Annotated in this window: 13 protein-coding genes; 7 read left to right on the top strand and 6 right to left on the bottom strand. The window is 63.1% G+C overall.

Annotated elements, in window-relative coordinates; all coding sequences use genetic code 11:
• Positions 1–89: 89 nt before the first annotated feature.
• Complete coding sequence (locus AAEO60_RS01925) at positions 90–2,195, bottom strand: TonB-dependent receptor plug domain-containing protein (protein ID WP_341671959.1); 2,106 nt, start codon at positions 2,193–2,195, stop codon at positions 90–92.
• Positions 2,196–2,451: 256 nt separating this feature from the next.
• On the opposite strand from AAEO60_RS01925, the gene AAEO60_RS01920 reads away from it, so the two are divergent.
• The 4 genes from AAEO60_RS01920 (at position 2,452) to AAEO60_RS01905 (ending at position 6,007) form a co-directional block, all read left to right on the top strand.
• Positions 2,452–3,135, top strand: coding sequence for an ATP-dependent Clp protease proteolytic subunit (locus AAEO60_RS01920; RefSeq protein WP_341671958.1), 684 nt, complete (start codon positions 2,452–2,454; stop codon positions 3,133–3,135).
• A gap of 202 nt (positions 3,136–3,337) precedes the next feature.
• A complete protein-coding gene (gene clpX, locus AAEO60_RS01915; RefSeq protein WP_341671957.1) occupies positions 3,338–4,612 on the top strand; it encodes an ATP-dependent Clp protease ATP-binding subunit ClpX in 1,275 nt (424 codons plus the stop codon).
• Between the two features lie 148 nt (positions 4,613–4,760).
• A complete protein-coding gene (locus AAEO60_RS01910; protein WP_341671956.1) occupies positions 4,761–4,961 on the top strand; it encodes a hypothetical protein in 201 nt (66 codons plus the stop codon).
• Positions 4,962–5,119: 158 nt separating this feature from the next.
• Entirely contained in the window at positions 5,120–6,007 is an 888-nt protein-coding gene (locus AAEO60_RS01905) for a hypothetical protein (RefSeq protein ID WP_341671955.1), read from the top strand.
• On the opposite strand, the gene AAEO60_RS01900 is transcribed toward AAEO60_RS01905, so the two are convergent.
• From AAEO60_RS01900 to mtgA, 3 genes are all read right to left on the bottom strand, one after another.
• Positions 6,004–6,498, bottom strand: a complete 495-nt coding sequence (locus AAEO60_RS01900) for a GFA family protein (RefSeq protein WP_341671954.1) — start codon at positions 6,496–6,498, stop codon at positions 6,004–6,006. The two genes, AAEO60_RS01905 and AAEO60_RS01900, sit on opposite strands and share 4 nt — an antisense overlap.
• Positions 6,495–7,436: a cation diffusion facilitator family transporter gene (locus tag AAEO60_RS01895; protein ID WP_341671953.1), complete on the bottom strand. Its 942-nt coding sequence runs from the start codon at positions 7,434–7,436 to the stop codon at positions 6,495–6,497. Before AAEO60_RS01895 ends, AAEO60_RS01900 begins: the two co-directional genes overlap by 4 nt.
• 181 nt (positions 7,437–7,617) lie before the next feature.
• Positions 7,618–8,289, bottom strand: a complete 672-nt coding sequence (gene mtgA / locus AAEO60_RS01890) for a monofunctional biosynthetic peptidoglycan transglycosylase (protein ID WP_341671952.1) — start codon at positions 8,287–8,289, stop codon at positions 7,618–7,620.
• Positions 8,290–8,401: 112 nt separating this feature from the next.
• On the opposite strand from mtgA, the gene AAEO60_RS01885 reads away from it, so the two are divergent.
• Positions 8,402–9,742 carry an amidohydrolase gene (locus AAEO60_RS01885; RefSeq protein WP_341671951.1) on the top strand — a complete coding sequence of 447 codons (1,341 nt, stop codon included), beginning with the start codon at positions 8,402–8,404 and terminating at the stop codon, positions 9,740–9,742.
• 79 nt (positions 9,743–9,821) lie between these two features.
• Here the strand turns inward: AAEO60_RS01885 and rpoH are convergent, their stop codons facing one another.
• Positions 9,822–10,724, bottom strand: a complete 903-nt coding sequence (rpoH, locus tag AAEO60_RS01880; RefSeq protein WP_341671950.1) for an RNA polymerase sigma factor RpoH — start codon at positions 10,722–10,724, stop codon at positions 9,822–9,824.
• A 124-nt stretch (positions 10,725–10,848) separates the two neighbouring features.
• The gene (locus AAEO60_RS01875) at positions 10,849–11,802 is read right to left on the bottom strand and encodes an RluA family pseudouridine synthase (RefSeq protein WP_341671949.1); all 954 of its coding nucleotides are present in this window, start codon (positions 11,800–11,802) and stop codon (positions 10,849–10,851) included.
• Between the two features lie 16 nt (positions 11,803–11,818).
• Between AAEO60_RS01875 and AAEO60_RS01870 the strand changes: the two genes are divergently transcribed.
• Positions 11,819–12,217: a M67 family metallopeptidase gene (locus AAEO60_RS01870; protein ID WP_341671948.1), complete on the top strand. Its 399-nt coding sequence runs from the start codon at positions 11,819–11,821 to the stop codon at positions 12,215–12,217.
• Between the two features lie 221 nt (positions 12,218–12,438).
• Complete coding sequence (locus AAEO60_RS01865) at positions 12,439–13,038, top strand: histidine phosphotransferase family protein (protein WP_423970063.1); 600 nt, start codon at positions 12,439–12,441, stop codon at positions 13,036–13,038.
• Positions 13,039–13,041 lie beyond the last annotated feature (3 nt).

Raw genomic sequence — 13,041 nt, 5'->3', positions numbered from 1 at the left:
GTCTCGGCCTCGATCGCCGTCAAGTAATACGGAGGATCTTGGGGCGCGGTGGCGCATGTAGCCCGCACTGCCCCCAGTCTGCAATACGTCTAGAAGTCCCCAGTCAGGCGGAAGTTGAAGATCGGCTGGACCGACAGGTCCTGCGTCTCGCGGAACAACAGCGGCGAGCGGTCGCGATAGCCAGCGTAGACATAGCGATCCTGGATTGCGCGGCCGTCTGTCACGTTGAACACCGTCAGGTTGGCCGTCATCCCGAACACGTCCTTGTGCTCGATAAAGGCGTAGGTGTAGGCGGGGCCTTCGTAATTGAAGCCGGTCTCACCCAAGCGGTAGTACGGCAGCGTGTGATTGTACTCCACGCCCAGGCCCCAGGCCCAGTTGCTTCCGGGCACGTCATGGCGCAGTTCGGTTTCGATCCGGCGGTTCTGGTGGCCGCCAAAGCTGCGGCTTTCACCTGTCAGCGGGTCGTCGAGCCGGGTCTCTTCCAGCACCAGTGTCAGGTCCAGCTGCGCGCCTTTGAATCCCAACGGAGCCAGCTGGAAGGTGGAATTCCAACGCATGCCGACAAGGCTGGCGCTGTCGATATTGCCGCGCGTTTCCAGCCCGCCAGTAACGGGGATAAATTCGATATAGTCGTCTATCAGCCGGGCATAGAGGCGCAGGTTGGTGCTGCCCCAGCGGCCCAGCGTCTTGGTCGCCTCCAGCTCCAGCTCCCAGTTCTGCGGCGGCACCAGTTCAACATTGCCGGCGTTCTGCTGGTTCTGGTTGAGCGAGACGCTGGCAAGGAAATCGCCGAACGACAACTGGCCCACGGTGCGGGCGAGTTCGAGCGAGATATCAAGCCCCTCTTCGGGCTGCCAGGCTAGGTTGAGCGAGCCCTTGGGCCGCCAGAAGCTGCGCGTCAGGCCATTGGCACCTGTCTGTGAAATGGTCGAATATTCACCGCCCAGCCCGATCTGCAGGCTGAGGTCGTCAGCCAGCGGACGGCTGTGGGTGAGGATGGTTTCGTACCGGTCCTCGGTCACGCCGCCGGTGCCGTTGGGAAAAGGGATTTCGACAAAGGTGCCCGTGGGGTCGAGATCGAACAGCTGTGCCGTCCGGTCCAGCCTGTTGAAGGCGGCCTCGGCGTCGAGCTGCCAATCACCGCCCAGCATGTCCCAGCTGTACTCGGCACGCCCGATGCGTTCACCGGATTCGGTGCGCGAGGCAAAGCGGCTACCCTCGTCGGGGCTGCCATCGACATAGTCGAAAATGGAATCGGCGCGCGACCGGTTGCGGCTGTACCGCTCCAGCCCGATCAATTTCAGGCGCCCGCCGGCAAGATCGAACTCCACGTTGCCGCCGAATTCATAGCCCCAGCCGCGATTGCGGTTCTCGAACCTGCGGAAGAGGTCCGTGCCTGTCGTCAGGTCTCGGTCCTGGTATTCACGGAAGTCCTCGTATGCGCGGCGGTAGTTGGCATTGGCATTGACCACGGTGCCGCCCGGGCTGGTCCATTTCACGGTGCCGGAAACGCGCGGAAAGTCGCCCACGAACTGCATGCGGATATCACGCTGTTCGAGCACGTTGCCGTCCGCGTCGTAGATAAAGGCATTGCTGCCCCCGGCCGCGCCGCGTCCGATGCCGTTGGCGGCCGCAACAGTCCACTCGAGGTTGTCGCCGGAGCCGCTGAGCGACACCTCGCCACCGTAGTAAGCCGGTTCGGCATAGCGCGGGCGGAAGCTGGCGCGGTATGAGAAGCGACCGCTGATTCCGCCCGGCTTGGTGATTACGTTGGCGACCTGCCCTGACAGCCCGGCAATGCCCAGCGTCGCACCGTCGACAATCTCGATGCGCTCCACCCGGTCCGTGGCAATGCGTTGCAACTGGCTGGTCACGCCGTCGCTCTTGTTGGTGATGCGCTCACCATTGATCAGGACGTTGGCGCTGGCCTGGCCCAGCCCGCGATCGCTGTTTTCGCCGCGCACGGTGAAGCCCGGCACCTCGCCGAGCATGTCGAGCGCGTTGCGCGGGGCAAAGCGGGCGAAATCCTCCGGCGTGTAGGTGCGTGCGCCGTTGCGCGTATCGCTTGCCGGGTCTGCGGCAGTAGCGTCGGCGGCATCAGGATCGGACGGTTCTTCCATCTCCTGCGCCGTTGCGGGACTGGCGAATGCCAGGCAGGCGAGCGCAGTGGTGGCAAGGATAATGCGCGACAAGTAAGTCCCCTCCATCGTCGACAGATGTAATCGTGAGCGGTTACAGGGGAAACCGGTCAGCAAGACCCTCGCCTATCGACAAGCGGCCAATCAGGCCCGACGAAGGGATTCACCGCGGCAACCCGCATCGACGGGCGTCGAGCCTGCAAATTTGCGCTGGATAAACGGATTCTGAAGACTGCCGCTGCATGGCCCTTGAACCTTGGCGCGCCACACGCGACATAGGCTTGGCGAATTTCAAGAAAGAGGACCACGCATGTTCGACCTGTTCGGCGACAACCAAGACCGTTTCCACACCGATCCCGTTACCGGCGGCCTGGTGCCGACCGTGGTGGAAAGCACCAGCCGCGGCGAGCGTGCCTTCGACATCTTCAGCCGCCTGCTGCGCGAACGCATCGTCTTCGTCAGCGGCCAGGTGGAAGACCACATGGCCAGCCTGATCGTGGCCCAGTTGCTCTACCTCGAGAGTGAGAACTCCAACGACATCTCGATGTACATCAACTCGCCGGGCGGCGTTGTGACGGCCGGCATGGCGATCCACGACACCATGCAGTACATCAAGCCCAAGGTCCGTACCGTGGTGATCGGCCAGGCGGCCTCGATGGGTTCTTTCCTGCTCGCCGCCGGTGAACCCGGCATGCGCGTGGCCCTGCCCAATGCCCGCATCATGGTGCACCAGCCCTCGGGCGGTGCCCGCGGCATGGCCTCGGACATCGAAATCCAGGCCCGCGAGATCCTGCGCATCCGCCAGCGGATGAACGACCTCTACGTGCAGTATACCGGCCAGAGCCTGTCGGATATCGAGCGGGCGATGGATCGCGACACCTTCCTCGACGCCGAGGAAGCCAAGAAGTTCGGCATCGTCGACGCCGTCTTCGCGCACCGTCCGAAGGACGAAGCAGCCCGCGAAGCGTCCGGCGGCGGCGGGGCTCCGGAGTAAGTCCTGGCATCCTCGCGCACCGTCAACCACCGGCGCCAGAGTTGTAGCATTTTGGCAACCCTGAACCTTCAGGCTAGCGCAAGTGGTGGATGCTAGGCTTTCATTCGATTGATATTCATCGTGCCTGCCCTAGATTGGTGGGCCGAATCCCGCGCTCGTGCCCTTTACAGGTCCACCGGCAAGGGCGCACAGGACGAGAGACATGACCAAGTTGAGCGGAACCGATAGCAAAAGCACCCTCTACTGCAGCTTCTGCGGCAAGAGCCAGCACGAGGTTCGCAAGCTGATCGCCGGACCCACGGTGTTCATCTGCGACGAGTGCGTGGAGCTGTGCAACGACATCATCCGCGAAGAGGCCAAGAGCGGCCTTGCCGGCAACAAGGGCGGCGGCGTTCCTGCCCCGATCGATATCTGCGAGACGCTGAACGACTATGTCATCGGCCAAGAGCGCGCCAAGCGTGTGCTCTCGGTCGCCGTGCACAACCACTACAAGCGCCTGAAGTATTCGGCGAAGACCGGCGACGTGGAGCTGGCCAAGTCGAACATCCTGCTGGTCGGCCCCACCGGCAGCGGCAAGACGCTGCTGGCGCAGACGCTGGCACGCACCTTCGACGTACCCTTCACCATGGCCGACGCCACCACGCTGACCGAAGCCGGTTACGTGGGCGAGGACGTGGAAAACATCATCCTCAAGCTGCTCCAGAGCTCGGACTACAACGTCGAGAAGGCGCAGCACGGCATCGTCTACATTGACGAGATCGACAAGATCACCCGCAAGGCGGAAAACCCCTCCATCACCCGCGACGTGTCGGGCGAAGGCGTGCAGCAGGCGCTGCTCAAGCTGATGGAAGGCACCACCGCCTCGGTGCCGCCGCAGGGCGGCCGCAAGCACCCGCAGCAGGAATTCCTGCAGGTGGACACGACCAACATCCTGTTCATCGTCGGCGGGGCCTTTGCCGGCTTGGAAAAGATCATCGGTGACCGCTTGCAGAAGCGTTCGATCGGCTTCGGCGCCAATGTCGAGGATCCGAGCAAGGCTCGCATCGGCGAAATGCTGGAGAAGTGCGAACCGGAAGACCTGCTGAAGTTCGGCCTGATCCCGGAATTCGTCGGCCGCTTGCCGGTCATCGCCACGCTACACGACCTCGATGCCGAAGCGCTGGTGACGATCCTCAAGGAACCGAAGAACGCGCTGGTGAAGCAGTACCACAAGCTGTTCGAGCTTGAAGACGTGGAACTCACCTTCACCGACGAAGCCCTTGCCGCGATTGCCGAGAAGGCCATCAAGCGCAAGACCGGCGCGCGCGGCCTGCGGTCGATTGTGGAAGGCCTGCTGCTGGACACCATGTTCGACCTGCCCAGCATGGAGGACGTGTCCGAAGTGGTTGTCGATGCCGACGTGGTCGCCGGCCGCAAGGAACCCGTCCGCGTGCTCGCCAACGACAACGGCAAAGGCAAAAAGGAAGAGGCAGCCTGATCGCCTGCCGCGATCTGCCTCCCACCCGGTTCCCCGAACCTTCCGGAACATTCACCAGGCCCCGCCGGGCCACCATCCTGCGCGCCTGACGCTGGCGCGCGCTCATTCCCTTGCGCCCCGGGCGCGAGGGCAAAGAAGGGATTATTCCATGCCGACCAATGCCCAACTCGCCGCCAAGATGCTGCGCGACGCCAGCATGTTCTTCCAGCAGGTAGGCGAACAGAACCCGCCCGTCGCTGACCAGATGAACCAGAACGCCGCTGTCTACCAGCAGGTGGCCCAGCTCGTCGAAAGCGATCCCAATGGCGAGGTGCCGATGCAGAATCCGGACGCGCAGCCGCAGGAATAGGCCCACCGGGAGGGGTTCACTCCTCCCCGACTCGCCCTCCCCCAAGTTGTTGTGCTGCAGGCTGAATTTCCGGCTTGCGGCTGTTGGCAGTTGCCCGCATGATTGCCGTTCAGGCAACCTCGCCGGACAGGCGAGACAGGGGTGGAGGGCCTCCCGCAATGTTGAAGATCGCACTGGTGGCGGGCGCGGCCATGCTGGTTGCCACGCCTGTGCTCGCCCAGACGCAGACCGCCACGCGCTTTGTCGCCGAATTCTCGAGCGAGGCAGCTAACGAGGAGCTGGTGGCAGAACGCGGCGATGCCCTGCTGACTGCCCGCATCCGCCCCGAACTGGCCGTCGAGCTGCTCGAAGTGCCGGACGCGGACATGCAGGAAGATATCGGCGCATCACGGGAAAATCCCTTGGCCGTGGGTACGCTGCTTTATGGCTCATCCAACCGGCCAAGCCTCTATTGCCACATGCTCACCAATCGCCTTGTCGCGTCGAGCGGCACCTGTTTCCGCGATTTCGACGGCGATGGCGCCTTCGAACAGGGCGTGAAGCTGGAAGCACCCAGCCTCAGCACCGACGTCGTCCTGCTTGACCAGGATGGCGACTGGTACGGCGGCACTTTTGTCGACCGAGAGCGCCTGCGCCCGCCGCTGTCCTATCGCCCCGTTGCCGCCGAAGACGTGCCCACGTGGCCTGCACGTGTCAGCTGGTCAGCCAACGTGAACCGCGTCGATCCCGAAGACTATCCCGTGACGCTGACATTCAGCATTTCCGCTCGCGAGCAGAGCGAAAGCACCAGCGTTGTCGGCGAATGTTCAACGCGCAGGCTATACGCAAGCCAGCCGATCCACCTGTGGTTCTATGGCAACAAGATAACCGTCCTTGGCTTCAACGAGGACGGTGACATGCGCTACATGGTCAGTCCGGCAGCTGGGCCGGAGACGCTGGGATTCATCTACCAGTTCGAAAGCCGCAGCGCCTATGTCGGCATCGCCCTGGCGCACAACGCCAACGAACTCCCCTGCCCCGATCCCGCGGCGTTTAGCGAGCGCTAGCCCTCGCCCGCCTTGCGTCGCTCGCCCAGCGCGCGCAGCCGGTCTAGGCTCGCCTCCGGCAGGACCTCGCGGGCATCGTAGTAGCCCTCGAAGTAAGGAACGTCTTCCGGAAGCGTCACCCAGGGCATCTTCTCTGCGGTGAAGATCGCCACGTCAGGCGTCACGCTGCCGGGATCGTCGAGCGTGCCCGCGCGCACACCGCTCATCAGGCGGCCCATGCGTCCGTAGTAGCTGAGCACGGCCGTACCGCAGGCGGCGCAGCGCGCGATGACATGCGCGTTGCCGCTACCACCCGCCAGCTCGGCCTCCGCAAGATCGCCCGTGATAGCCACCCTGTCGCTTTCCCAGAAGGCGTTGACCACACTGGTGGAGCCGGTCTGCTGCTGGCACTGGCGGCAATGGCAGTTGTGCACCATCATCGGCTCGCCGCTGATGCGATAGCGCACCGCTCCGCAAGCACAGCCGCCTGTGCGTACCATCTCGTCAGTCATGAACAGCACCGCGTGTTGGCGCGCGCGCGCACGACTTGCATTGTGACATGACCGATGGCGTGGTGATGCTCGAGTTCGTTGGTGATCTCCTGCAAGAAGGCGTCGCCGGGATGGCCGCCGGGCATCACCAGATGCGCCGTCAGTGCGGTTTCCGTGGTCGACATCGGCCAGATGTGCAGATCGCAGACTTCGCTGACCCCTGGCCGGGCGGACAGGTAAGCGCGCACACTGTCTTCGTCGACGCCGTCGGGCACTGCATGGAGGCCCATTTTCACGCTGTCCTTGAGCAAGCCCCAGGTGCCCCAGGCGATTACGGCAACGATAACGAAGCTGACCACCGGGTCGATCAGCACCAGCCCCGTCAGCAGGATCGCAACGCCGGCGATCACGACGCCCACGCTTACCAGCGCGTCTGCTGCCATGTGCAGGAAGGCACCGCGAATGTTGAGGTCGTGCTTGCGTCCGCGCACGAACATCAGCGCGGTGGCCGTGTTGATGACGATGCCGATGCCCGCCACCCATATCATGGTCCAGCCCTCTGGCTCGACCGGATCGACGAAGCGGTGCACCGTCTCGAACAGGATGGCACCGATGGCGATCAGCAGCAGCATGGCATTGGCGAAGGCCGCCAGGATAGTCGAACTCTTCAGGCCATAGGTAAAACGCGCCGAGGGCGGCTTCTTGGCTGCCACGCTGGCGCCCCAGGCAATCAGCAGGCCGAGCACGTCGGACAGGTTGTGGCCCGCGTCAGCCACCAGCGCCATCGACCCCGAGATGATACCGTACACCGCCTCGACAATGACAAAGGCGGTGTTGAGCACGATGCCTACCGCAAAGGCGCGACCGAAATCGGCAGGCGCATGCGAGTGGCCGTGGCCCAGGCCGTGATTGTGCCCGTGGTCATGTCCGTGCTGACTGTGTTCGTGCGCTAGTCCCAAACCACCCCCTGTTGGCGTGCAAGTAAACGCTCGTCTTATCTATTTCGCGCCTGCTCGCAAGAAAAATACCTTACAATCAATGTGTTATGAAATATCATTTATGTAATGGTATATCATATATGCCATTTGACAAGCGCTTGTTTTCGCTGTTGATGTTCACCCGACGCTTCGGCGATGCGCCTTATTCGTAGACGCAGGCGTCCAGTCCGTCCCGGCGCACCTGGCCAATTCGCGCCTCGATGGTATTGCCATAACGGCGCGTAAAGCCCGTGGGATTCACCGCCTCGCGCGTCTTCGGACTGGGCAGGACAGCCGCGATCCGGCTCGCCTCGTCAGCACTCAGGCGGGCGGCGGAATGGCCAAAGTAGCGCTGCGATCCGCTCTCCACGCCGTAGGTGCCCAGTCCCGTCTCGGCGACGTTGAGGTAGACTTCCATGATCCGCCGCTTGGTCCACAGTGTCTCGATCAGCACGGTGAAGTAGGCCTCCAGCCCCTTGCGGAACCAGCCGCCGCCTTGCCACAGGAAGACGTTCTTGGCGGTCTGCTGGCTGATGGTCGATGCCCCGCGCTGGCGTCCGCCCGCCGCACGCTCTTCCAGCGCCTGCTCGATTGCTTCGCGGTCGAACCCGTCATGCTCGCAGAACTTGCCGTCCTCTGCCGCAATCACGGCGGAGACCATGTTGCGGTCGATGCTGTTGAGCGATTCCCAATCGCGCGTCACCGGGTGTTCGTCCAGCAGCATGGTGGCGGTATAAGTGACCGGCACGAACCGCAGGACGAGCACCAGCGCTATGCTGATGGCGACGAACCACAGGACGGTCTTGGCGACCCATTTGGCGATGCGGAGGATCATGGCCGCGCTCATATCGCGATTGCCGGCAGCCTGCTACTCTTCGCTTGTGCGCTCGCCGCCAGTTTGCTCCATTCCGCCTATTATTGGCGGCAGGTTGAGGATCGACAGGACTATGACTGCAGGAATTCGCCTTGCTCTGGGCGCAAGCGCGCTGGCATTGGCAACCTCCGTTACCGCACGGACGCAATCCGAAGATCCGGCAATCGAAAGCGCCGTCGCGGCGGACTACGAGGCGCACCTCGATGAGCTGTTCGTGTGGTTCCACGAGAACCCCGAGCTTTCCTTCCTCGAAACCAATACCGCTGCACGCATGGCAGAAGAGTTCCGGGCCGCCGGCCTGGAAGTGACGGTAGGCGTCGGCGGGACCGGTGTTGTCGGTATGTTGCGCAATGGCGAAGGGCCGCTGATCATGCTGCGCGCCGACATGGATGCACTCCCGCTGGAGGAGCGTTCTGGCTTACCTTACGCCTCCACCGTCAGGCAGGTGCGCGAAGATGGCACAGAGGTGCCCGTCATGCACGCTTGCGGCCATGATGCGCACATGACTTCGCTGGTCGGCACCGCGCGACAGCTGAGCGCCATGCGAGACCGTTGGCGCGGGACGATCATGTTCGTGGCCCAACCGGCAGAAGAAATCATCAGCGGAGCGCCCGCCATGCTGGAAGACGGGCTGTACGAGCGTTTCGGCAAACCGGATTACGCGCTCGCCTATCATGCCGCAGCCGGGGTACCGGTAGGAACGCTCTCGGCGGCTGAGGGAATCCAGGCGTCCAGCTCGGACTTCATGACCATTGTCGTGCCCGGAATCGGCACGCACGGGGCGCAGCCGCATCTTGGCCGCGACCCGATTTACATCACGTCGCAAATCGTCGTCGCCCTGCAATCGATCGACAGCCGCGAAGTGATGCCGCTCGCCCCGGTGGTTGTCTCGGTAGGCTCCTTCCACGCCGGTTCGAACCACAACATCATTCCTGACAGCGCACAGCTGCAATTGACGGTGCGCGCCAATGACGAAGCGGTTCGCGCACAGGCATTGCAGGCGATCGAACGGATCGTGGTCAATGTGGCACGCGCACACGGCATGCCGGAAGATCGCCTGCCGCAAATCACCTATGGTGGCGGTACGCCAGTGACATTCAACGATCCCGCCCTGGCGCGGCGGCTGAACACCGCCATGCGCGATGCATTCGGCGAGGATGCCGTGGTTCCTTTCCAGCAAACCCACATGGCAGGAGAGGACTTCGCCTATTTCACCACCGCAGAACAAGGCGTGCCGGGATATTACTTCGGGGTCGGCGCAACCTTGCCGGAAGACATCGAAGCAGCAGCCAATGGCGGCCCTCCCGTGGCCGGACACCACTCCCCGCTGTTCCGCATCGATCCTCAAGGGACCGTGACGATGGGCACACGGGCGATGATCGCCGCTGTGCTGGAACTTGCCCCCGCTGAGTAGGGGCCGCCGCCAACAAGAAAGGCCGGACGTTTCCGCCCGGCCCCTCATTTTTCTCTGATTGTTTCTCTATCGAATGCGCTTACGCCGCAGCCGGCATAAGCCGTTCACCAGCAATGCGCTGCATCGCCTTCTGCAGCTTCTCGAAGGCGCGCACCTCGATCTGGCGGATGCGTTCGCGGCTGACGTCGTAGACCTGCGACAGCTCTTCGAGCGTCTGCGGGTTCTCGGTCAGGCGGCGTTCGGTCAGGATGTGCTGCTCACGCTCGTTGAGCGCTTCCATCGCCTCCACCAGCATTTCGCGGCGCAAATCTGCCTCTTCGGCGTCAGCCACGATCACGTCCTGCAGCGGACGGTCGTCAGTCAGCCAGTCCTGCCATTCGCCAGAACCTTCCTCGCCGTTGCGCATGGGCGTGTTGAGCGATCCGTCACCGCCCATCATCATGCGGCGGTTCATGTTCACCACTTCCTGCTCCGGCACGCCCAGATCGGTAGCGATCTTGGCGACGTCTTCCGGCGTCAGGTCCGTGTCCTCGTAGGCTTCCAGCTGCTTCTTCATCCGGCGCAGGTTGAAGAACAGCTTCTTCTGCGCGGCGGTGGTCCCCATCTTCACGAGCGACCACGAGCGCAGGATGAATTCCTGGATGCTCGCCTTGATCCACCACATGGCATAGGTGGCCAGGCGGAAGCCGCGTTCCGGCTCGAACTTCTTCACGCCCTGCATCAGGCCGACATTGCCTTCGGAAATGAGGTCCGAAACGGGCAGGCCGTAGCCGCGATAGCCCATGGCGATCTTCGCCACGAGGCGCAGGTGCGAGGTGACGAGCTGCGCCGCGGCGTCAGGATCGTCGTGCTCCCGGTAACGCACCGCGAGCATGTATTCCTGCTCTGGCGTCAGTACGGGAAACTTCTTGATTTCCGACAGGTAGCGGTTGAGTCCCTGCTCACCGCCCAGCGCCGGTACTGTTGGTCGATTGTTGCTCACTTTAGTCCCAGACCTTTCTTTGCGTCGACCACTCGATGCGGGCCCCTGCCGGGCACCCGCGTTTGGCGGCCACATTGGGTGCTTGTCTTCTTATAACGCACCACGGGTGGATATAGGGTGCATTTCATCGATTGGAATGACCGGTTTGGTCGATAAGTTCCCGCATATCGGCAGGTAATTCGCTGTCGAACGCCAGAAAGTTACCCGTGACCGGGTGAACGAATCCGATTCGGGCGGCGTGCAGCGCTTGCCGATGGAATCCAAGCTGCTTGAGAAGCGGCCGGAGAGGGGCGGGATCGCGTCCATATACTGGGTCTCCCAATAGCGCATGACCGATTGACGCAAGGTGAACCCGCACCTGGTGCGTCCGGCCCGTTTCGAGGCGGCATTCCACAAGGGTGCAGTGATCCAGCCGCTCAATCGTCTTATAGTGCGTAACTGCGTGTTTTCCGCGCGAGGAATCCTTGGGCAGCACCGCCATTTTCTTTCTGTCCCGGTCAGAGCGGCCGATCCGCTCGTCGACCGTGCCCGAAGGCGGGTTCGGATGACCGCCGCATATCGCCAGGTAGGCGCGTTCCAGCGAGTGGTCGGCAAATTGCCTTGCCAGCCCTTCGTGCGCCACGTCGCTCTTGGCAACCACCAGCAGGCCCGAGGTGTCCTTGTCGATGCGGTGGACGATACCCGGCCGTGCCACGCCGCCAATGCCCGAAAGCTGTCCCTCGCAGTGGTGCAGCAGGGCGTTGACCAGCGTGCCGTCGGGATTGCCCGCCGCCGGATGCACAACCATCCCCGCAGGCTTGTCGACCACGATCAGATGCTCGTCCTCGTATGCCACGGCTATGGGGATATCCTGTGGACAGGCCTGTGGATTGCTTGGGGGTGGCACGTGGACAGAAAACGGTGCTCCCGCGTCCACTTTGGCCGATGCGCTGGTGGCCGTGGTGCCTGCCACTTCCACCCGTCCCTCGGCAATCAGCGCCTTCACCCGCTCGCGCGACAGCGCGGTCACGTCGGCCAGCGCCTTGTCGAGGCGACCGGCGCTGGCGAGCGTTCCGGTGAGGGTTTCTGGCCTATCCATGCTAGGGCAATGGGCAATGCAAGTGCTGGTGACAAGAGACCTGATCGATCTGCTTCGGCGCGAAACTGCCAAGGCCCACCCGCACGAATGCTGCGGGATCCTGCTGGGAGAGGGCGACCGCATCTCCGCCGTCACCCCAGCCGCCAATGTCCACCCTTCCCCGCAAACGCATTTCGAGATCGATCCGCAGGTCCTGATCGACGCTCACCGCGCTGCCCGCGCAGGCGGACCCCAGGTGCTCGGCTATTACCATTCGCACCCGCAAGGCCCAGCCGAACTGTCGGCGACGGACCGGGCGGAGGCGGCGCATGACGGATCGATCTGGGCGCTGGTGACGGGCGAAGGTGACGTAACGTTCTGGCGCGACGACGAAAGCGGTTTCGTCGCGCTTCCCTACTGCCTTGATGATGGCTAAGAACACTGACCAGAGGCAGGGAAAAATCCGCGATCAACCGCTCCGGTTGTCATGTTGGCAACCGACATGCAAATGATTGATATACAGCTTTTTTCTTTTCCTCGACGAGCACGCCCGACTGTCAACTTCGTCAATAACATTGTTAATCTGGACTGGCCGATAGCTGAATGACTTCCGAACTCGATCTTGCCGCCCTGCTTTGTTCACGCCTTTGTCACGATATGCTCAGCCCCGTCGGCGCACTGAACAACGGGCTGGAATTGCTGGCGGACGAGAAGGATCCGGCAATGCGCCAGCGGTGCCTCGAGCTGCTGGAGCAGTCAGCCCTCATCTCCGCCAACAAGCTCAAATTCTTCCGCCTCGCCTATGGTGCGGCGGGCGGCTTCGGCGAACAGGTGCCGGTGGACGAACCGCGCGAATTGCTCACCTCGCTGACCGACGCCGACGAGCGACTGACGCTCGAATGGGCTGTCGGCCCTACCAGCCTGTCAAAGTCGGCGGTGAAGGTCTTGCTCAACCTTGCCGCCATGGGTCTCGATTCGCTCGTGCGCGGCGGCACACTGGCGGTGGGCGCGGAACGGGCCGACGGCAACACCGAGATCGCCGTTCGCGCATCCGGTCCACGCGTCGCTTTCGATGCCAATGTCGGCAAGGCGCTCGACGGCAGCCTGTCAGCGGATGAACTGTCCGGTCGCACGGCACCCGCGCACATGATCCGCCTGCTGGCAGAGCGTGACGGCGGCGCAGTGCAGTACCACCACGGTGAGGGTGCGCTGATCCTCGGTGCGGTCCTGCCTGATGCCGAGGGCCTGATCGGCTGACCG

Origin of the sequence: Aurantiacibacter gilvus (genome assembly GCF_038289935.1) — a bacterium.
Classification (GTDB): Bacteria; Pseudomonadota; Alphaproteobacteria; order Sphingomonadales; family Sphingomonadaceae; genus Alteraurantiacibacter; species Alteraurantiacibacter gilvus.
This window is presented reverse-complemented; position numbering and strand designations above follow the sequence as displayed.